The 20,581-nt window shown below is 47.4% G+C and carries 13 protein-coding genes, 2 tRNA genes and 1 pseudogene; 4 read left to right on the forward strand and 12 right to left on the reverse strand.

Annotated elements, in window-relative coordinates; genetic code table 11:
• Positions 1-166: 166 nt before the first annotated feature.
• Positions 167-251, reverse strand: a tRNA-Ser gene (locus DWY55_RS12210).
• A gap of 554 nt (positions 252-805) precedes the next feature.
• Here DWY55_RS12210 and pflB point away from each other — a divergent pair.
• Complete coding sequence (gene pflB, locus DWY55_RS12215) at positions 806-3,034, forward strand: formate C-acetyltransferase (RefSeq protein WP_005831658.1); 2,229 nt, start codon at positions 806-808, stop codon at positions 3,032-3,034.
• A gap of 1 nt (position 3,035) precedes the next feature.
• The gene (pflA, locus tag DWY55_RS12220; protein WP_005831659.1) at positions 3,036-3,761 is read left to right on the forward strand and encodes a pyruvate formate-lyase-activating protein; all 726 of its coding nucleotides are present in this window, start codon (positions 3,036-3,038) and stop codon (positions 3,759-3,761) included.
• A 68-nt stretch (positions 3,762-3,829) separates the two neighbouring features.
• Here pflA and bglX read toward each other — a convergent pair whose 3' ends face one another.
• The 4 genes from bglX to DWY55_RS12240 all read right to left on the reverse strand — a co-directional run bounded on the left by bglX (position 3,830) and on the right by DWY55_RS12240 (position 10,578).
• Positions 3,830-6,034, reverse strand: a complete 2,205-nt coding sequence (gene bglX / locus DWY55_RS12225) for a beta-glucosidase BglX (protein ID WP_005831660.1) — start codon at positions 6,032-6,034, stop codon at positions 3,830-3,832.
• Between the two features lie 30 nt (positions 6,035-6,064).
• On the reverse strand, positions 6,065-8,527 hold the full coding sequence (locus tag DWY55_RS12230; protein WP_005832495.1) for a beta-glucosidase: 2,463 nt from the start codon (positions 8,525-8,527) through the stop codon (positions 6,065-6,067).
• A gap of 176 nt (positions 8,528-8,703) precedes the next feature.
• Positions 8,704-10,029, reverse strand: coding sequence for a porin family protein (locus DWY55_RS12235; protein ID WP_005831667.1), 1,326 nt, complete (start codon positions 10,027-10,029; stop codon positions 8,704-8,706).
• Entirely contained in the window at positions 10,030-10,578 is a 549-nt protein-coding gene (locus DWY55_RS12240) for an RNA polymerase sigma factor (protein WP_005831669.1), read from the reverse strand.
• Between the two features lie 180 nt (positions 10,579-10,758).
• Here DWY55_RS12240 and DWY55_RS12245 point away from each other — a divergent pair, with 180 nt between their 5' ends.
• Positions 10,759-11,463, forward strand: coding sequence for a NigD-like protein (locus DWY55_RS12245; protein ID WP_005831671.1), 705 nt, complete (start codon positions 10,759-10,761; stop codon positions 11,461-11,463).
• 87 nt (positions 11,464-11,550) lie between these two features.
• Here DWY55_RS12245 and DWY55_RS12250 read toward each other — a convergent pair whose 3' ends face one another.
• From DWY55_RS12250 to DWY55_RS12270, 5 genes are all read right to left on the reverse strand, one after another.
• Entirely contained in the window at positions 11,551-14,088 is a 2,538-nt protein-coding gene (locus tag DWY55_RS12250; RefSeq protein WP_005831673.1) for a beta-mannosidase, read from the reverse strand.
• Between the two features lie 447 nt (positions 14,089-14,535).
• Positions 14,536-14,623 (reverse strand) — tRNA-Ser (locus tag DWY55_RS12255).
• 127 nt (positions 14,624-14,750) lie between these two features.
• Positions 14,751-15,707, reverse strand: coding sequence for an ABC transporter permease (locus tag DWY55_RS12260; RefSeq protein WP_005831677.1), 957 nt, complete (start codon positions 15,705-15,707; stop codon positions 14,751-14,753).
• Positions 15,700-16,443, reverse strand: coding sequence for an ABC transporter ATP-binding protein (locus DWY55_RS12265; RefSeq protein ID WP_005831681.1), 744 nt, complete (start codon positions 16,441-16,443; stop codon positions 15,700-15,702). The genes DWY55_RS12260 and DWY55_RS12265 overlap by 8 nt, the downstream gene beginning before the upstream one ends.
• Before the next feature lie 2 nt (positions 16,444-16,445).
• A complete protein-coding gene (locus DWY55_RS12270; RefSeq protein ID WP_005831683.1) occupies positions 16,446-17,591 on the reverse strand; it encodes an NEW3 domain-containing protein in 1,146 nt (381 codons plus the stop codon).
• A 188-nt stretch (positions 17,592-17,779) separates the two neighbouring features.
• On the opposite strand from DWY55_RS12270, the gene DWY55_RS12280 reads away from it, so the two are divergent.
• Positions 17,780-18,835 carry a winged helix DNA-binding domain-containing protein gene (locus DWY55_RS12280; protein WP_117878476.1) on the forward strand — a complete coding sequence of 352 codons (1,056 nt, stop codon included), beginning with the start codon at positions 17,780-17,782 and terminating at the stop codon, positions 18,833-18,835.
• 6 nt (positions 18,836-18,841) lie between these two features.
• Here the strand turns inward: DWY55_RS12280 and DWY55_RS12285 are convergent.
• Positions 18,842-19,917, reverse strand: a pseudogene (locus DWY55_RS12285) (alpha/beta hydrolase).
• A gap of 29 nt (positions 19,918-19,946) precedes the next feature.
• Positions 19,947-20,483 carry a flavodoxin gene (locus tag DWY55_RS12290; RefSeq protein ID WP_009038164.1) on the reverse strand — a complete coding sequence of 179 codons (537 nt, stop codon included), beginning with the start codon at positions 20,481-20,483 and terminating at the stop codon, positions 19,947-19,949.
• Between the last annotated feature and the right edge of the window lie 98 nt (positions 20,484-20,581).

Here is a 20,581-nt window from a genome sequence, read left to right on the forward strand (position 1 = left end):
ATAGACTTGCTAAATTATATGCTTAAATATAAAATACCTCAGATTGTTACGTTGACCCCGAAAAGGTGTACTTTAAGGCAGACACAAGGGAATAAAAAAAGTCCCACAAATCATTGAATTTGTGGGACTTGTCTGCTTACTGTCCGGTATTGTCCGGTTAGTTTTGCGGAGAGACAGGGATTCGAACCCCGGGTGCCTCGCAGCACAACGGTTTTCAAGACCGCCGCAATCGACCACTCTGCCACCTCTCCAAAACTTCTTTTTCAGAAGTGCTTTTCTTTTAAAGCGGTGCAAAGATACAAATCATTTTTTATTCTACAAACTTTTCTGCACAAAAACAGAGCAATTATACCAAAATTCTTGTTTATACCCACTACGGAACGAACATAACGGCATTTAGGCTATTTGTTGAAATTTATCAAGGGCAAGACAGAGTTTTATAACTTACTGGCTATCAGTATATTTACAAAGAGCCACATTCAGTATACGATTGAACCCTATTCAGTATACGACTGAATGGCATTCACTATACGACTGAATTAGGTTCAGAATACGACTGTTCCTTAAACCTACATCATTTGTAAATAATGCAGATTATTATTCGGTTCTTGTTTCAATTCATAAACCACATATAAAGAAAGTATTAACATCTCTACTCCCCCGGACATTCACTACCTAATAATAGTTATTTTATGCTGTTCAACATAAAAAGAGAAGTATCTCTTATAAAATTACGGAATTTATTCAGTATTTTTGCGCGCTCTAAAGGATAACATTATCTAACCTACTAACAAAAACAAATTTTATGGAATTGAACAAAACCTTTACCAATGGGCTTTGGAATAAAGAAATCAATGTCAGTGATTTCGTCAGTAAAAACATCGCACCCTATACCGGGGATGCATCTTTCTTGCAGGGACCTACCGAACGTACCAAACGTATCTGGGACATCTGTCTGAAGGCTCTCGAAGAAGAAAGGAACAACAATGGCGTCCGTTCACTGGACAATACCACCGTATCTACCATCACTTCTCATAAAGCCGGGTATATTGATAAGGACAATGAACTTATTGTCGGTTTGCAGACTGATGAACTGTTGAAACGATCCATCAAACCTTTCGGAGGCATCAACGTGGTAGCAAAAGCATGCCGTGAAAACGGAGTGGAAGTGGACGATAAAGTAAAAGACATCTTCACCCATTACCGCAAAACACATAACGACGGCGTATTCGATGTATATACCGAAGAAATCCGTTCCTTCCGCTCACTGGGATTCCTTACCGGATTGCCCGACAACTATGCCCGCGGACGTATCATCGGCGACTACCGCCGATTGGCTCTCTACGGCATCGACCGTCTGATTGAAGCCAAGCAGGAGGACTTGCGCAACCTCACCGGCCCGATGACCGAAGCACGCATCCGTCTACGCGAAGAAGTGGCAGAACAAATCAAAGCTTTGAAGGACATCAAGGTTATGGGCGAATATTACGGACTCGACCTCAGCCATCCGGCTACATCAGCTCAAGAGGCCGTGCAATGGGTATACATGGCATATCTTGCTGCCATCAAAGAGCAGGACGGAGCAGCCATGTCACTGGGTAACGTATCTTCGTTCCTCGATATATTCATTGAATACGATCTGGCTCACGGAAAAATCAATGAGACGTTTGCACAGGAACTGATAGACCAGTTCGTCATCAAGCTGCGCATGGTACGCCATCTGCGTATGCAATCATACAATGATATCTTTGCCGGTGACCCGACTTGGGTGACCGAAGCCATCGGAGGACGCTTCAATGACGGACGCGTGAAGGTCACCAAGACTTCTTTCCGCTTTTTGCAGACGCTATACAACCTCGGTCCTTCTCCGGAACCGAACTTGACCGTATTGTGGAGTCCCGAACTGCCGGAAGGCTTCAAGGATTTCTGCGCCAAAGTTTCTGTAGATACCAGCTCCATCCAGTACGAAAACGACAACCTGATGCGTGAAGTGCGCAACTGCGACGACTACGGCATCGCCTGCTGTGTATCCTACCAAGCCATCGGCAAACAAATCCAGTTCTTCGGCGCACGTGCCAACCTTGCCAAGGCCCTGCTGCTCGCCATCAACGGTGGACGTTGCGAAAATACCGGAACTGTCATGGTGAAAGGTATTCCCGTATTGACCGGTGAGACATTGAAGTTTGAGGAAGTTATGGCCAACTACAAGAAGGTACTGACTGAAATAGCCCGTGTCTACAACGAGGCCATGAATATCATCCACTACATGCATGATAAGTATTATTATGAGAAAGCCCAGATGGCATTCATCGATACCGACCCACGCATCAATCTGGCATACGGTGTTGCCGGCCTTTCCATCGCCATAGACTCACTGTCCGCCATCAAATATGCCAAAGTCACTGCACGCCGCAACGAAATCGGCCTGACCGAAGGTTTCGACACTGAAGGTTCATTCCCCTGCTTCGGCAATAATGACGACCGTGTGGACCACCTGGGAGTAGACCTCGTTTACTATTTCAGCGAAGAACTGAAAAAGCTGCCTGTCTACAAGAATGCCCGTCCCACCCTTTCCTTGCTGACTATCACCTCCAACGTGATGTACGGCAAGAAGACCGGTGCCACTCCGGACGGACGCGCCAAAGGTGTTGCCTTTGCTCCGGGTGCCAACCCAATGCACGGACGTGACAAGAACGGTGCCATCGCTTCCTTGAGCTCCGTAGCCAAATTGCGCTACCGCGACTCGCAGGACGGCATCAGCAATACGTTCTCCATTGTTCCCAAATCACTGGGCCCGACACCGGAAGAACGTGTAGAGAACCTGGTAACCATGATGGACGGCTACTTCACCAAAGGTGCCCACCATTTGAACGTAAACGTACTGAACCGCGAAATGCTGGAAGATGCCATGGAACATCCTGAAAAGTATCCGCAACTCACCATCCGCGTTTCCGGCTATGCCGTGAACTTCGTGAAGTTGAGCCGCGAGCATCAGTTGGAAGTCATCAGCCGTTCATTCCACGAAAGAATGTAATATGATAAATGTACACTCCTACGAAAGTATGGGAACATTCGACGGGCCGGGTCTCCGGCTCGTCGTTTTCCTGCAAGGATGTCCGTTCCGTTGTCTGTATTGTGCCAATCCGGATACGATTGATGTAAAAGGAGGCACTCCCACCACTCCGGAAGAGATTCTGCAAATGGCTATCAGCCAAAAGGCATTCTTCGGGAAGAAAGGAGGTATTACTTTCTCCGGCGGTGAGCCTACCCTGCAAGCAGAAGCGCTGATTCCTCTTTTCAAGGAGCTGAAGGCGAACGGCATCCATATCTGTCTGGACAGTAACGGAGGCATCTGGAATGAAAAGGTGGAAGAGCTCTTTAGCCTGACTGACCTCGTGCTGCTGGACATCAAGCAATTCAATCCCGAACGCCACCGTACGCTGACGGGACGAAGCAACGAACAGACACTCCGCACCGCTGCCTGGCTCGAAGAACATGAACACCCCTTCTGGCTGCGCTATGTACTGGTCCCCGGTTACAGCGATTCGGAAGAAGACACCCGCCTGCTGGGTGAAAGTCTTGGCAAATACCAGCAGATACAACGGGTGGAAATACTTCCTTATCACCGTCTGGGTGTTCACAAATACGAAGCCATGGGATGGGATTACAAATTGAAAGAAGTGAAGGAAAATACTCCGGAACAACTGGAACGGGCAGAAAAACTGTTCAAAGAGTATTTCACGAATGTGATAACCAACTAAAACAGAAAAGCAAGGCTGTCCGGATATGATTCCAGACAGCCTTGCTTTTCATTTATAGGGTAAGAATCCTATTCTTTCAAGTTATAGGTAATCTGCTGTACATCATCACTACTGCCACCCACCATAAAGACGAAATCACCAGGTTCTACCATATAATTCATCTCATTGTCATAGAATCCCAGTGCATCGTCAGTTATCTGAAAAGCTACAGTTTTGCTTTCACCCACATTCAGATGAATTTTCCTGAAGCCCTTCAATTCCTTTATCGGACGCGTAACAGAGGCTACCTTATCCTGCACATACAATTGAACTACTTCCTCTCCTGCACACTTACCGGTATTAGTCACTTTTACCGACACCTCCGTATGGACGCCTGCAGCCTTGCCCGGCAGCAGTTTCAAATCAGAATATCCAAAATCCGTGTACGAAAGCCCATATCCGAAAGGATAGGCAGGCTCAGTGGAAGCATCGATATAAGATGCCTTATAGGTCTGTTTCAATGCGGTAGGGCGGCCGGTGCTCTTATTCTGATAATAAATGGGAATCTGTCCTACGTGTGCAGGAAATGTCATGGGCAATTTAGCCGAAGGATTATACTCTCCCCACAACACATTGCATATGGCATTGCCGGCCTCACTTCCCAGCCACCAAGTACACAGTACCGCATCAGCATGTTCCCTTATCTCATTGAAGATTACCGGACGCCCACACATGACAAGAGCAATGACAGGTTTTCCAGTCTTTGCCAGTTCCGACACCAGCTTCTGCTGCCCCTCGGGTATGGCTATATTCACTTTGGAAGCCTTCTCGCCACTCTGACCGAATCTCTCGCCTACCGCCACAACAATGACATCCGAAGCCTCAGCAGCCTGTAATGCTTCCTGCAATCCGGTCAACTGATTGCTCTTCATATCATAGCCTTCAGCATAGCTCACCTCCAGTCCTTTCCGGACCAATGCATCATATAAGGTCACCACTTTGTTCCGGTCCGTAGTGGCAGCCCAAGCACCTGCCATATCGTACTGGGATTTTGAGAGTCCTCCTATCAAGGCTATCTTCCTCGTCTGTGCCGTCAACGGAAGCACAGATTCCCTATTCTCCAGCAATACAACGGAACGCTCGGCCATACGGAGCGAAGCATTACGGACTTCGGGCGCATTGAGTATTCTGGCCGCTCTTTCCGGATTACAGTAGCGAAAAGGGTCCTCAAACAATCCCAACTCATATTTCTTCTCCAATATACGCCGTACTGCATCATCAAGCACACTCTCCTTTACTTTCCCTTCTTGAACAAGCTCCTTCAGATAAGTCAAGTAGCAGGTACTTACCATCTCCATGTCCAGACCAGCATTCAGCGCTTTGGCTGCGGCATCTTTCTTGTCAACAGCATAACGGTGGTTCACCAATTCCTCTACCGAATTATAATCGGACACAACAAATCCCTTAAATCCCCACTGCTCTCTCAATAGCCGGTTGAGCAAGAAATCATTGGCAGTACAAGGAATATTATTAAAATCATTGAAAGCACTCATCACGGTAGCTGCTCCTACCTTTATGGCCGCCTTATAGGGAGGCATATAAAAATTGGCAAAGTGGCCCATTGACATATCCACACTATTATACTCCTTTCCTGCTATCGGTGCACCATATCCGGCAAAATGTTTCATACATGCCATGACAGTCGTCGTGTCTGCCAAATCGTCTCCTTGCAAGCCTCTGACACGCGCCTCCGCTACCCGAGAACCATAATAAGGGTCCTCACCGGCCCCTTCCATGACGCGTCCCCAACGTGCGTCCCACGAAATATCCACCATCGGGGCAAAAACCCAGTTCAAACCATCAGCGGCACTTTCCAAAGCATTGTAGCGTGCAGCTTCCTCAATCATGGCCAAATCGAAACTTGCAGCCTCGGCAAGCGGAAGCGGAAATCCGGTACGATAGCCGTGGATAACATCCAGTCCGAAAATTAAAGGAATGCGCAAACGCGATTGCAAAGCAAGCTCTTGATAACGGCGTATATCCTTTACTCCTATCACATTCAGCATAGAGCCTATTCTGCCTTGCCGGACATACTCTTCTTTAGGAATATTTCCACCGTCGGGTCCGGTAAAATTCCCTCGGTAGGTGCATTGTGCAAGCTGGCCTATCTTTTCATCCAGCGTCATCTGCTTCATCAAGCTTGAGATGAATTTCTCCTTCTCCGTAGTTTGTGCCGAGGTAAAGGTGTTACCAAGTCCCCACAGACAAACCATCAGTATTATTATCTTTTTCATACTGCCATTCTTGTTTTGATATTTATTTTATCATAAAACAACAGTTGCCTTCAATGGTAAATCAGCTGAAGAAGGACCTGCCAGAATCTCAAAAGTCCCCTTTTCCACTACAAACCGATGTGATTCCACATCATAGTAGGCAAAGGCTTCCTCATCCAGCAATATCCGAACGCGCTTGGTTTCACCCTTCTTCAAGTAAACCTTATCGTAGCCTTTCAACTCCTTCAATGGACGCGGAACAGAACATTCCACATCCCGCACATATACCTGAGCCGCTTCCGCAGCATCCATCTTTCCGGTATTCTTGATGTCAAAGCTTACCGTAACCCGGCTTCCCCCCGTCTTCTCAACACTCAGATTACTATATTCAAAACTACTGTATGACAGTCCATACCCGAAAGGATAGAGCGGCTGCTTTCCGTTCCGGTCATATCCCCTATAACCTACGAAAACACCTTCGGCATACTGCACCCGTTTATGAGGTACATTGCGATTGTCATAATAATTACCATATACCGGATTATCTTCCCATTTTTCCTCGATGCTGACTGGTAGTTTGCCACTTGGCGAAAGCTTGCCCGTAATGATTTCGGCAAGGGCCTTTCCACCCTCCTGCCCCGGATACCATGCCATCAAAATAGCTTGTACACTCTGCCCCCAATTGCGGAAATCTATTCCACCTCCGGCATTCACCACCACAGCCACATTATCATGAAGTGAAGCCACTTTATTAATGAGATATTCCTGCCCGTATGACAATGCAAACGGACGGTCGAACCCTTCACCTTCTGTACTGCTGTTGAACCCGGCACATACAATAACATTCCTGGCATGCTTCAGTGAAGAGGCCAAACGCTCCTCATCCATCATTCCTGCCTGGAAACTGACAGTCGCCTCACCCACATTATCAAAATATTCAATACGCAACCGGTATATCTCCCCTGCACTGACCTGCATAAATGCACTGCGGGTACTGAATGAATGGTTCCCCCAATCTCCGGTAATCAGCTTATCGTTTACAAACAGACGGTATCCGTCATCGCCAGCCAGCTGGAACTTGACAGTTCCATCCTTGTCAGCCTTGTAAACTCCCGTCCAACGGGCAGAAAACTGATCTACCGGCATGCCGTCGAACGGTGCACCGTATTTCCAGGCATGGTCTATGGCAGGCTCTATGGCAGCTTGAAAGAGTTCTCCGGTAAGATTACGAGTATTATAATATTCGCCCTTAAAACCGTTTTGCGTAAAACTGCCATCCGTATAAATCTGTTGGGACATATCCTTATAAAGAATGCTGTCAGACAGCAGCTCTATCTGTCTGCCGCCCTTCAACTGAACCATACCGTCATAGAGTGACACTACCGAATAAGGGGTGACAAATCCGCTTCCTCCTCCTGTGGGAATAATATCGGCATTAGGCCCGATTACCAATGTTCTACCGTTCCGGTAAGGCAACGTACCGTTATCATTTTTCAATAAGACTACTCCTTCTCTCGCCAAGTCAAGTGCAATTTCCTTAGACTGTGCATTGTCTTTATCGATAGATTTATCTTCTCTCGGAGTATCAAGTGCTCCAAAAGCAATCAATGTCTGGAGTATATGCCGGACTTTGGCGTCAATGGTCTCTTCCTTCACGATACCATTCTCTATTGCCGGAATAAGAATTTCCCTGGTCATGAATTTACCGACGGGCATTTCCAAATCCAACCCTCCATTAGCGGCTCCCACACCGGAATATACAGATGTCCAGTCAGACATCAGGATACCTTTAAATCCCCACTGCTTGCGTAATACATCAATGTTCAGCCAGCTGTTTTCGGTGGCATGTACCCCGTTCAGCGGATTATAGCTATCCATAACCGCCCCTACTCCTGCTTCCTGCACAGCTTTTCGGAACGCGGGAAAATAAATTTCCTGCAGCGTGCGTTCATCCACATCTGAGCTGGCATGATGTCTGCTCCACTCCTGGTTATTGGCCGCAAAATGCTTCACCGTAGCCATAACTCCCTCTTCCTGCACTCCCAAGATATATTCTTTAGCAGTTTCGCCCGTCAAATAAGGGTCTTCACCAAAATACTCATAGTTTCGCCCGCATAGAGGAGAGCGGTAGATATTGACTCCAGGCCCCAACAGAATACTTACCCCACGGGCCTTTGCATCCCGGGCCAAACCATGTCCCAGCTCTCTAGCCAACTTACGGTTCCATGTCGAAGCCGACAAGATGCCACAAGGATACAAGGTACTTTGAGTATTGTTACGTATGCCTTGCGGACCATCGGCCATCCTGATTTCGGGTATGCCAAGCCGGGGTACAGCCCGGATATAAAAAGATTTGGGACCGGAAATGTAATCGATTTTTTCTTCCAGCGTCATTTGAGAAACCAACTCCCTGGCACGCTGCTCCACCTGGGGAGTAATACACACTTGTGCTTTTGCCGTGATTGCACAACAAAGCAATAGCCCGCTTAAGGCTACTTTCTTTTTAATCTTCATTTTGTCTATTTTACTACGTGTTTGTTATATTGCCGGGCATGTCCCGACCTACTTTCTTTCTTCTCAATCAATAAAAAACCGTGTCCCTTCATCCACCAACGAAGAAACACGGCCGAAAGTTATTAAGAAAATTCTGAATCTACAAGAAAGTGGACAAAAACATGTCTGTCCTGCTATCAATAAGTAAGACGTATACCGGCCTGCAACGTAAAGTTACACGGGTTCTCCTTGCGTATAGTCTGTATCGACGAACCGTCATCAAAGAAATAAGATACTCCCGGTTCCACATACAGGCCCACCCTATTGCTTATGTTATACTGGGCACCGACAGCACCCATGACAGAAAGCTGTACCGGTTTCACAGTCTCACTCTCAGTACCAATCTTGCCATACACACATTTTTCAATGGCACCCCCCGCCGAAACGTACATCGTAAAGTTCTTTGCATCCACAAAGTTCCAGTTGGCCCGTACCGGAATGCCAATATAATGCAGCTTCTGGCTTATCTTTTCCGAGCTGCCCTCATACCTTACGTCAGAAGCAAGATAGGTATACGTCAGCCCGCTTTCCACAGAGAAACCCTTCGCCAAGTTTTTCCGCACCGAAACACCGAAACTGAGCGGTTGTTTATGGTCTATATCCGCAATTTTCTTTTCGCGTCTTTGCAGATAGGGCATACCATCCTTAAAAACCAGTTCCTGCCCGTCGGGAATAGTAACAATGCCATTGGCCGTAGAGGATAAATCTACGTTACCGCCATAAATAGGACTTCCAGGCATGTAGTCCGACATCACATTCGCTTCCCCTTCATTCGCCAATGAAAAACCTCCCGTATTTCCTACGGACAAGCCAACCGCCCATCCTTTAGCATCCCTACCAGAACTGTTTTTTTCCGGAAGATGCAGTTTGTCCCGGCCTGACGGACGATAGCGGTCTTCCCTTGTCTCCGGTTCCTCGGTCTGCATTGTAGTTTCATGGTCCGTATCTTCCACTACCGGTTCTTCCGCCTGCTGTCCAATACCGACAACCTCATCTGCAGTTTCAACCGGCAGCATTTCCTCCTGCTGTTCTTCGCCAACCGATATTCTGATATGTTGTGCAACCAAAGGGTGACTTGCCTCCTTATTGGGCGCCGATGCATTTCCATGTGCCCGATAAGCAGGCTCTATGGAATTAGTCCGTATGGCAGGTACTGTCTGTTCCGGCAAGACGTCCGGAGCCACAGCCAAAGCGGGCACTGACGTATGCCGCATTTCATTCCCTACCGGACTCTGCAACAGCCACAGACTGACGGACGAAACCGCCACCAGCAACACAGCTGCCGCGGCCACCGCCCAGCGACGGAAAGGTATCATCCTATGCGGTCCGGTTATCGGAGCTCCGGAAACGGACAATTCCTTCTCCAACCGCTCCCATCCGGCAACCGGCAGCGGTTCGGAATAGTCTTCCAGCTTGTCCTTTATCTTTTTCAACCACAATTCATCTTCCATACGTTCCTTCATTTAATCATTTCTTTTCATCCACTCACGTACTTTTGCCGCTAAAGTCGCTTTAGCACGCGTCAACTGCGAGGCAGAGGATTTTTCATTAATTCCCAATAGTCGAGCAATCTCCTTATGGGATTTCTCTTCAAAAATATATAAGTTGAATACGGTACGATAGCCGGCAGGCAATTCACTGATAAACTGCATTAGTACCTTTTGAGGAATGACATCTATTGACGAACCTTCCGGTTCCTCATAAGCTTCAGGTGCATTCTCCAAGGCCGATGACTGATTCATCACATCATTTTTCCGCAAATACTGCAACACCGTATTCACCATTACGCGTTCCATCCATGCCCGCAGAGAACCCTCTCCCCGCCAAGTGAACTTATCGAAAGAATCAAAAAGTTTCAGAAAACCGTCATGCATCAGGTCTTGGGCAGTCTCCCGGTCACCTGCATAACGAAGGCATACGCTGAGCATGCGTCCCGCATAGCGCTCATACAGTTCTTTGCGGGCAAGATTGTCTCCTTGCCTACAGCGTTCTGCCAATTCCTGTTCTTCCATTCTCTCTTTTAACACGTGTTTACCCTATAAATGCAATCGGCGCAAAAATACTGCATCAGGCAGAGAAGAAAATCATACTTTCATTTCTTTAACAGTATACTACGCAGTATTTAGCTTTTCACCGCATTTTCTGAATACAAAAATAAGTTTTAAACAGAAAAGAGCTAAAACCTACCACTTATGAAGAAACTGAGAATGACATTGGCAACATCCATGCTTTTATTCCTGACTGCCATTGTATTGCAATCATGCCTGGACGATTGGGATGACAAATATGACACTTTGTTCGCCGTAGGTACGGTAAAGGTCATCGAAGGAAAAGACTACTATTTCTCACTGGACGAAGGCAGTAAACTATATCCCAGTGACACAACCTATGTTCACGACTATGCCGTAACAGACGGCCAGAGGGCTTTCATCTACTTCCGCGAACTGGAAGAGAAACTTCCAGGCTACGAATACAATGCCCAAATAAAGCACATCGAAAATATTCTGACCAAAGACATCTACTCCATGCCTGCCGAAAAGGCGGACAGTATCGGAGACGACAACATCAACGCCACGGATTTATGGATTACGGGTGAGTATCTGAACATCAAGTATCAATTCTACCACAGTAACAACGAAGATAAGAAGCACATGCTGAACCTGGTCATCAACGAAGCATCCACCGGCGAGAACGACAAACCGGATTACGTCAATCTCGAATTCCGCCACAATGCCTACAATGACAGCCAGCTCACACTGGGCACCGGACTGGCCTCCTTCAAGCTGGACAATATAGCGGAACAGCTGAAAGAGAAAAAAGGACTGAACATCCGCGTCAAAAGTCTATATGACGGTGAACGGTTCATGACCATAGACATTAAAAAAGAAAACAACTAAATCTCCTGAAAACACATTTTTCAACATCTCAATGAGAAGCGGAGTAACATTTCAATATGTTGCTCCGCTTTGTTTTTCCATAACTTATCAGAATTCATTGTTCAAGCAAGTCAGCCTCAACGAAGCGTTGAACGCTTCGGCAGACAATCGCGTCCTGACCTGTACCTGCACGCTGCTCTTCGGCTGGACATCAAAATAATTGTCGCTATATACACTTTCATTGTCAGCAACGGACAAGCATACGGCACGGGCAAACTTGTCTGTTGATACCGTCACTTCATATCCGCCTTCAATGGAACGGACTTCGGTCTGCAAATCCACTTTCGGATAATTCATATTCTTCTGCTTGTCCAGACAGTAGTTGTTATGGTACACCCTGCCCGATTTGTCCGTATAGTCTACGCGGACATATACCGTTCCTCTATCTGCCCCCTCCAGCAGCTTGGCAAGCGGTGCGGAAAAACAGACACGGCTGTCATTACCGGAAATGCCGACAGATTTGTCCCAGTGATAAACCACAGTGCCGTCGAACCGGCAGACCTGGAGCTGCAGCCGGCCGGAAGTATTCTCCAAGCGGTCGGACACTGCATATACTTTCAAATCATCCCCCTCCACTACCGGAGAAATCAGGATGTCATCATAGACCTTGCGAGTATAATAGTGCTGCGCCTTCCAGCGTCCGTAATAGTCACGGCTCGCCCAGGAAGCTACGGGCCAACAGTCGTTGTGCTGCCAGAAAAGCGTCCCCATATTATACGGCATCTGGCGGCGGTGCGACTCGATGGCCGTCTTGATGGCATCTCCCTGCAGCACATGGTTCATATAAAGGAATGCCCGGAAATCACGCGGCTTTTTATATTCATTCAATAGGTAAGTCTCAATCAGCCCGTTGGCATGGTCGCCACCACGCTGATGGGACATCATCACCTCGGAACGTATATCCCAGTCTTCGGGGTAAGGAGCATAGCGCTTGACGGAGTCGAACTCTGGAAAAGACTGAAAGCCGTACTCGCTGAAAAAGCGGGATTTCTCGCTGTCATAATCGGAAATGGGTGCTTTACCATGCCAGACACTCCAATAGTGACGGTCCCCGTCAGTAGTACCGGACATCTCTCCCTCGAATGCGAACGGAGAAGAAGGCCAATAGAAGGTTCCGGGTGCATACTCCCTGACCACCCCGGGTAAGGTGACATGATACTGCTGCCGGTACTGTGCCCAAATCTTGTCGGCATATTCCTTGTTCTGCCGTTCTATCTCGCACTTCCAGCCCCAGCCCAGCCAGGCATCCTGGCATTCATTGTTTCCACACCACAAAGCAATGCAGGCATGATTGCGCAAACGTTTCACATTGTCCACCGCCTCCTGATGGATATTATCGAGCAGGGCGCCTTCTGCCGGATACATGCTGCAGGCAAACATAAAGTCCTGCCAAATCATAATTCCATGCTCATCACACAAATCATAGAAGACATCGTTCTCATAGATACCTCCGCCCCAGACACGCAACATATTCATGTTTACACCGGCGGCATCGAGAATCGTCCTTTTATAATTCTCGGGAGTGACGCGCGGCAGGAAGTTATCCGAAGGGATGTAATTGGCTCCTTTGGCAAAAACCGGACGCCCGTTCAGCTCTATATAGAAAGTATGCCCGTCCTTATCCGGCTGATGCACCACCTTCAAAGAGCGTATGCCCACCCTTTCGGTTTTAGAGTCCAACAATTCCCCGCCTGCAATGATATCCGTACGGAAACGGTAAAGGAAAGGCTCCCCCAGTCCATTACTCCACCACAGCTTCGGCTTGTGAAGGACGAAATCAACGGTCACCCGATTGGTGCCTCGCTTCAAATCCGCTTGCCACTCGCCAAGCACTCTTCCGGTAGCCTCGTCTGTTATCGTGACCAGCACTCCGTCCATATCCTTATCGGCATCCAGCTCCACATGTCCGGCAATCACGGCCCTGCCTGCACCGACTTCCTTCTGCTCGATAAACACATCGTTGATTCTCAAATCGCTCCAAGCCCTGATATACACCGGACGCCAGATGCCGGAGGTAACCAGACGTGGGCCCCAGTCCCAGCCATAATGATAACCCGCCTTACGGGCAAAAATGCTTATCTTCTTGTTGAACAAGCCTCCGTTTTCAGACTGGTCATTGGATGCCGGATACTGGTAAGGAAGTGCATCCCATTTGGGGACGTCTATCTTTACCGGCGAATGGAAGTACACCTTCAATATATTATTCTCCTCCCTGATGTACTGCCTAACGGGGATAGACCAGCGGCGAAACATATTGTCCGCTTTCAGTATACATTCATCATTCAAATAAACGTCAGCGTAAGTATCCAGCCCCTCGAACACAAGCTCCATATTCTCTTTCCGCATCATGTCGGCAGCAAGAGTAAAGCAAGTTTCATAAACCCAGTCTTCCTTGTCAATCCATTGCAATCCCCGTTCGTTCAACCGGAAAAACGGGTCTTCAATAATCTTGTTCTGCAGTAAGTCCGTGTGGACTACTCCCGGAACTGTAGCCGGATACCAATTGGTCAGTCTCGCCTGCCGGAATTTCCAGCCTTCATGAAGGTTCTTTACCGCTGTTTTTAGTTTCATACGAGTGTGTTTCATAGTTTTCTTTGACTACTCTAAATTACGGATAGACAAAAATACGACATTCAAAGGATACTTTATAATATCTTCTTAACGAAACATGATACAATCCCGTACACACCTACCGGGTCAGCGTCGCTGCACATCTGCTGCAGTGTGACTGCAAACGTGTTGCAGCGCTACTGCATATATGCTGCAGTGACACTGCATATGTGTTGCAGCGCCACTGCAAAGCTGAATGCAGTAGCACTGCAAAAAGCATGCACTTGCTTTGCAGTGGCAATGCATTATCCCATCGCCTTATTATGAAAGGAGATGTCATCCAGCTTTCATTATCTATAATTAATTTACAAAGACATAGTTTCCAAGTCTTTCAAAGCAAACGGAGTACAAGCAAAAAAGGTCTACAAATCATAGATTTGTAGACCTTTACCCGCTAGTTTTCCATCTTATTCAGAACTGTTGCGGAGAGAGGGGGATTCGAACCCCCGATACCCTTTAGGGGTATACACGCTTTCCAGGCGTGCCTCTTCAACCACTCGAGCACCTCTCCTTGTTCGGGGCGCAAAAGTAAGGGAAGTTTTTGGAATTACCAAATGTTCGGGCAAATAATATTAAAAGTCCGTTCAAGCAACCAATGCCGGAACGGACTTTCAACACTCAATAAAACATACTTATCATTACCGTGATCTGACTTCCCGTCTCATGAATATGACATACGAAAGAGCAAAACAGATGACAGTAGCTGCAATCAGTCCGGTGAGCTGCGGCCACACCACCAAAAGACTCTGTCCCAATGGCAGCGGACTGGGAATGGCCCCCTGAACCTGCTCCATAGTAAGCGGCCCCAAACTTCTGACGGAAGGCATCAGCAGCGTTGTGGTCGCCTCATTGAACAGTTCGCTAGGTGCCAGACGCATCAGACCGAGAATAAATTTCTGGTAACTGACTATCTGATAAGGAGATGCCAGCTGCGAAGGGCTCAATGCCTTGGCAACCAGATTGACAATCATCGTATAGAACACGCTGAAAAACAACCATACCGCCACCGAAGCCAATGCCGAGGTGGCCGCCTGACGGAAGCAAAGCGAAAACAGAATGGCCAGATTCAGCCAGAATGCCACATAGAACACACTGATTATGAGAAAGAATACAATCCTCCAAAATTCTTCTGCTGTGGGAGGAATGCCTATCGCTATCAACCCGCAGCCCATTACGAGGAATCCCAGTACAAACAGCATGATACCTATCACAATCAATGCAGCCACGAACTTGGCATTGATAATGCAATCACGATGAACAGGCTGTGACAGCATACGGCTCAACGTCCCCTTGTTCTGTTCCGAATTTATAGCATCGAATCCCAGCGCAATCCCCAACAACGGCCCCAGAAAGTTGATAAACTGCACAAAAGAAGGCAATGTGCCATCCGAGGCTGTGAATAACTTCAAGAAAAGGAACGAACCGTCCGGGTCATTGGGCTTGATGGCGGCACCTATGTTGGTAAGCGAGGTATAGAGTGAGCCCATGCACGTAAGCAAAATGATTCCCATCAAGATAATGAACCGCCAACTTTTCACATGGTCGGATATTTCCTTGTTGACGACTACCCGAAAAGGATAATTGACTTTATTCATGCCTTTCTCCTCCTTCCTCCATATAATGGTTATAAATATCAGACAATTCCTGATGCTTGTCCTTCAAATCAGACATATCAATCAAGGTGACCAGCTTCCCACTGTTGAACAGTCCCACGCGGTCGCAAACTTTCTGCACCTGGTCCAGGTGGTGGGAAGAGAACAAGACGGTCAGTCCCTCCTTCCGGCTCAACTGCCTAATGAGCTCGATGAACTCCTGAACACCGGCAGGGTCTATTCCCGAAGTAGGTTCATCCAGGATTATAATTTCCGGATTTTTGATAAGCACGTCTGCCAACCCCAATCGCTGGCGCATACCGCGCGAATATTTCCCGGTCTTCTTTTTCATCTGTCCGGCAAGCCCCACATGCTCCATCAGCTCCAGCGCCTTGACTTTCGCTTCGGCATCCGAAATGCCATTGAGACGCGCAGTATATATAAGGTTTTCCGAACCGGTCATGTCATCATAAAACCCCACATCTTCGGGCAGATAGCCTATTTTCCGCTTTACCTCGATAGGATGCCTGGTAGAGTCGATACCGCAAATCTCCACAGAGCCGGAAGTGGGTTCCGTCAGCCCCAGCATCATCAGGATGGTAGTTGACTTGCCGGCGCCGTTTGGCCCCAATAATCCGAAAATCTCCCCTTTACGAATAGTCAGGCAAATGCGGTCTACGGCAGTGAAGCGCCCATACTGCTTGGTCAAGTCTGTCAATGCAATCACTCGCTCGTCCATGCTCACCTCCTTCCATATTTACGGAACAGATAGCATACGGCACCTATGGCAACGATTATTATCAAAACGCCCACCCATCCCCATATCATCGGGGTTTTCACGGCAATGCGGAATTGGGCGTCTGTATTCACTTCAGGAGTTTTGGCCGTCATGGTAGCCACATAATCTCCGGGCAATGCCTTTTTGGATGCTTTCATGGTAGCTACGACATTGGCCGTTTCCCCCGCCTTCAGCATATCAATCTTCGAAGGCTCAAAAGACACTTCCCAGTCCACGGGCTTATTGGCAGAAAGCTGGATATCTTTCAACAATGAAGAACCGGTATTCCGAACCACCAACTCGATACGCTTCACATCTCCCGCTGTGATTTCGGTACTCAACAATCCTCTGGGCGTGGACAATTCCATCTCGTAGGAACCCGTGACAACAACTTCCAGCTCCAAGTCGGCAGAAGTCGTACCGGTAGCCGCACGTACCGGAATCTTGTAATTGCCGGCTTCCACATTGGCGGGAGGGACAATCTCTATACTCACATTCTGGCTACTGTTCGCTTCCACCTGGGCAGAAGTGGCCTGCTTATAGTTAGGCTTGAACACGACACTCCAGCCTCTGGGGGCATTGGCCATCAGCGCATACAGCTGCTGGTCGGCCGTCTGGTTTTTCAAAGTGGCATTGAAGGTAAAGGTGGACTTGGAATTGCCCTGCATATTGGGCTGGTCGGTAGTGAACTCGGTCTGGTAAGTTCCTTTCTGGGCCACGACCACCTCCAACGGCAGTTTGGTTTCTCCGGCAAATACTGTGAAATGATAACTTCCTTTATTTACTTTTAGAGGAACTTCCACTTTCAAATTGAACGTTTTCTTTTCCTTGGACAGTACAGAAAGCTGGCTGAGGGTCCAGCCGCCTGACTTGATTTCATGCTTCCAACTGCCCGGCAATCCGCTGACCGAGAGATTTGCATTTGTAACCCTGTCCGTGTTGTTAATCAAATCAATGCTGTAATCAATGGACGCTCCGGGCGTCACGGAAATTTTTGTGTAAGGAGTGTACAGAATTATGCTTCCAGATTCATCGGCATGTACACGATTTAAGGGAAAGGCTCCCAACAAAATAACTAACAATAAAATACAATTTGTTCTCATAGTCATAAAAAAGTTCTTATGGTTGTTTAATTATGAATATTTTCCAAATTTGTGTGTTGCAAAAATAAAAGATAGCTATATTAGTAGCTGTTAAAAGAAACAAAAGAATATAATTGCGGACACGATATACCCTGCGATGACCTGCTTTTCTTATCTTTGCGATTCCTATTGATACAAACGAATACCATACCGACATGAGAATCCCTGAAATACGCTTACAGAACCAGCAACTGTCCACTCCACTCTTCGGCCACCCGAAAGAACTGATCTCCTGGATGGGCGCCATGCAGGCACAAGACTATACAATGGTGAAATGGGCCGTAGGTATGCGGCTGAAGTCACCGGGAATTCAAGCCGTGGAAAAAGCCCTGCATCAAGGGGAAATACTGAGAACCCACATAATGCGTCCCACATGGCACCTGGTAGCAGCAGAAGACATTCGTTGGATGCTGAAACTCTCTGCACAACGCATCAAATCCGCCAATGATTCTTATGCAAAAGGACATGGTCTGGAAATCACGGAACAGCAATATGACAGAAGCCATACCGTACTCGGGAATATCCTCAGCGGGAAGCGAAGCCTGACGAAACAAGAGATTGCGGAACATTTTGAACGTTCGGGACTGCTTGCAGACAACTACCACATGACCCGCTTTATGTCGCGTGCCGAAGTCGAAGGTATTGTGTGTAGCGGAGAATGCCGTGGACGACAACACACCTATGCCCTTCTGGACGAAAGAGTTCCACCTACCCCCGAACTGACGAAAGAAGAAGCGCTGGCCCGTCTGGCTACAGCCTATTTCCGCAGCCATGCCCCCGCTACCCTGCAAGACTTCTCCTGGTGGTCCGGTTTGCCTTTAACGGAAGCAAGGCAATCTATTTCTCTGATAGAACCGGAACTGATGTCCGAACAATGGAACAGCCAGACATGGTACATCCATGACTCCTGCCGGACATCTGGAAAGGCGACCGGCAACCTGCACCTTCTTCCCTCCTACGACGAATACCTGATAGGATACAAGGACCGGACGGACGTCCTACCCAAAGAGGACTATTCCAAAGCTTTCACCAACAACGGATTGTTCTTTCCGGTACTTCTCTATAAGGGGCATGTAGTAGGAAATTGGAACAAGGCGTCCAAGAAAAAAGAAATCTTCCCGGAGCATTCGCTTTTCCGGAAAGACATCTGCCTGAAAGAGGAGTTGCTGAACCAGGCTAAAGAAAAGTACGTCCGGTTCCTAACACATTAAAGGCGGTCATCGAAGATGTTCATTGAAGAATCTCTCTATTTTGCCGAATGGAATTACCTCTATATTGTCATACAAGTCTACATGGTTTGCACCGGGAATAATCAGCAGTTCCTTATTATCACCCTGCAACTTTTTAAAAGCATCTTCACTGAAATAACGTGAATGGGCCTTCCACCGTGCAGCATCAACACTGCACTACGGATTTCATCACTATATGAAAGGATAGGCATATTGATGAACGAAAGCGGTGAAGTCTTGTTCCATCCGTGATTCGAGTTGAGTGACCGCTTATGATAGCCGCGCGGTGTTTTATAATAGGCATGGTAGTCCTTCACAAATTGTGGAGCATCGGCAGGCAACGGGTCTACTACACCTCCTCCAAGAGCAAATGTACCGTTTCTATAATCCTCCGTACGCTGAGCATTAAGCTGGCGCCGCAATTCATGCCGTGCATCGGCATTCATAGAATCGAAATAACCGTTAGCATTGACCCGGCTCATGTCGTACATGGTTGCCGTAACTGTAGCCTTGATGCGAGTATCGATAGCCGCTGCATTAAGCGCCATGCCTCCCCATCCACAAATACCGAGAATGCCGATACGCTCTGCATCTACATCGTCACGGGTGGAAAGATAATCGACCGCTGCACTGAAATCTTCCGTATTGATGTCCGGCGAAGCCACATAACGGGGCTGGCCGCTACTTTCTCCCGTATAGGATGGATCGAAAGCAATCGTCAGGAATCCACGTTCTGCCAATGTCTGCGCATACAAGCCCGAAGCTTGTTCCTTCACGGCACCAAATGGGCCACTGATGGCAATGGCAGGCAATTTACCCGTCACATTCTTGGGTACATACAAATCGGCGGCAAGTGTAATGCCGTAACGGTTGTGGAAAGTTATCTTTTTATGGTCTACTTTATCACTCTGTGGGAATGTCTTGTCCCACTCTTGAGTCAGATTCAAATTCTCTTCCATAAATTTATTATCATTATTAGGATTATTTTCTGTTGCAGACAAATGTCCTGCAGCACAAAGGTTAATAACCATCGCCGCACATATGTTTTTTACCATGTTCTTCATCTCTACTTCTTTAAGTTTCGGTTGGAAATTCATTTCTTAATCCATTGCTTGACAGTTTCCCGGCTCGCTCCATTCAGCAGCCTGCCTTTTCCCCAGTTTATGCCGGGGTAATTCGTCTGCAATTCCTTTTCTGCATTAGAAATACTGCTGCTTCCCGAAGTGGCGAATGGAATAACCGTTTTACCTACAAAATCACCGCTTTCTATAAATGTATTGATGATTCTTGGAGCCAAATTCCACCAAATAGGAAAACCTATATAAATGGTATCATACTCCGCGAGACTTCCCAATTTAGAATACAATGCAGGACGTGATTTGGAATCCGACATCTCCACACTGCTGCGCGAAGCTTTGTCGTGCCAGTCCAAATCAGCAGCCGTGTACTTTTTCGCAGGCTGTATTTCGTAGAGGGTCCCATCAACAGCTTCTGCCACCAACTTGGCAGCCCTTGCCGTTGTTCCCGTTGCCGAGAAATAAGCTACCAGTGTCTTACCACCTTTTTTCTGTGCGTTAACAGTAATAGACAACAGCATAACTGCCATCATAAACAACACCAATCTTTTCATACGATATATTATTTAGTTGAAACATATAAATCCAATTGTTATAGCGATACAAAAGTAGCGGGTATTATTTATTATATAGGTATCCAAATTACTGATTA

Origin of the sequence: Bacteroides sp. AF25-38AC, assembly GCF_003602995.1 — a bacterium.
Classification (GTDB): domain Bacteria; phylum Bacteroidota; class Bacteroidia; order Bacteroidales; family Bacteroidaceae; genus Bacteroides; species Bacteroides uniformis.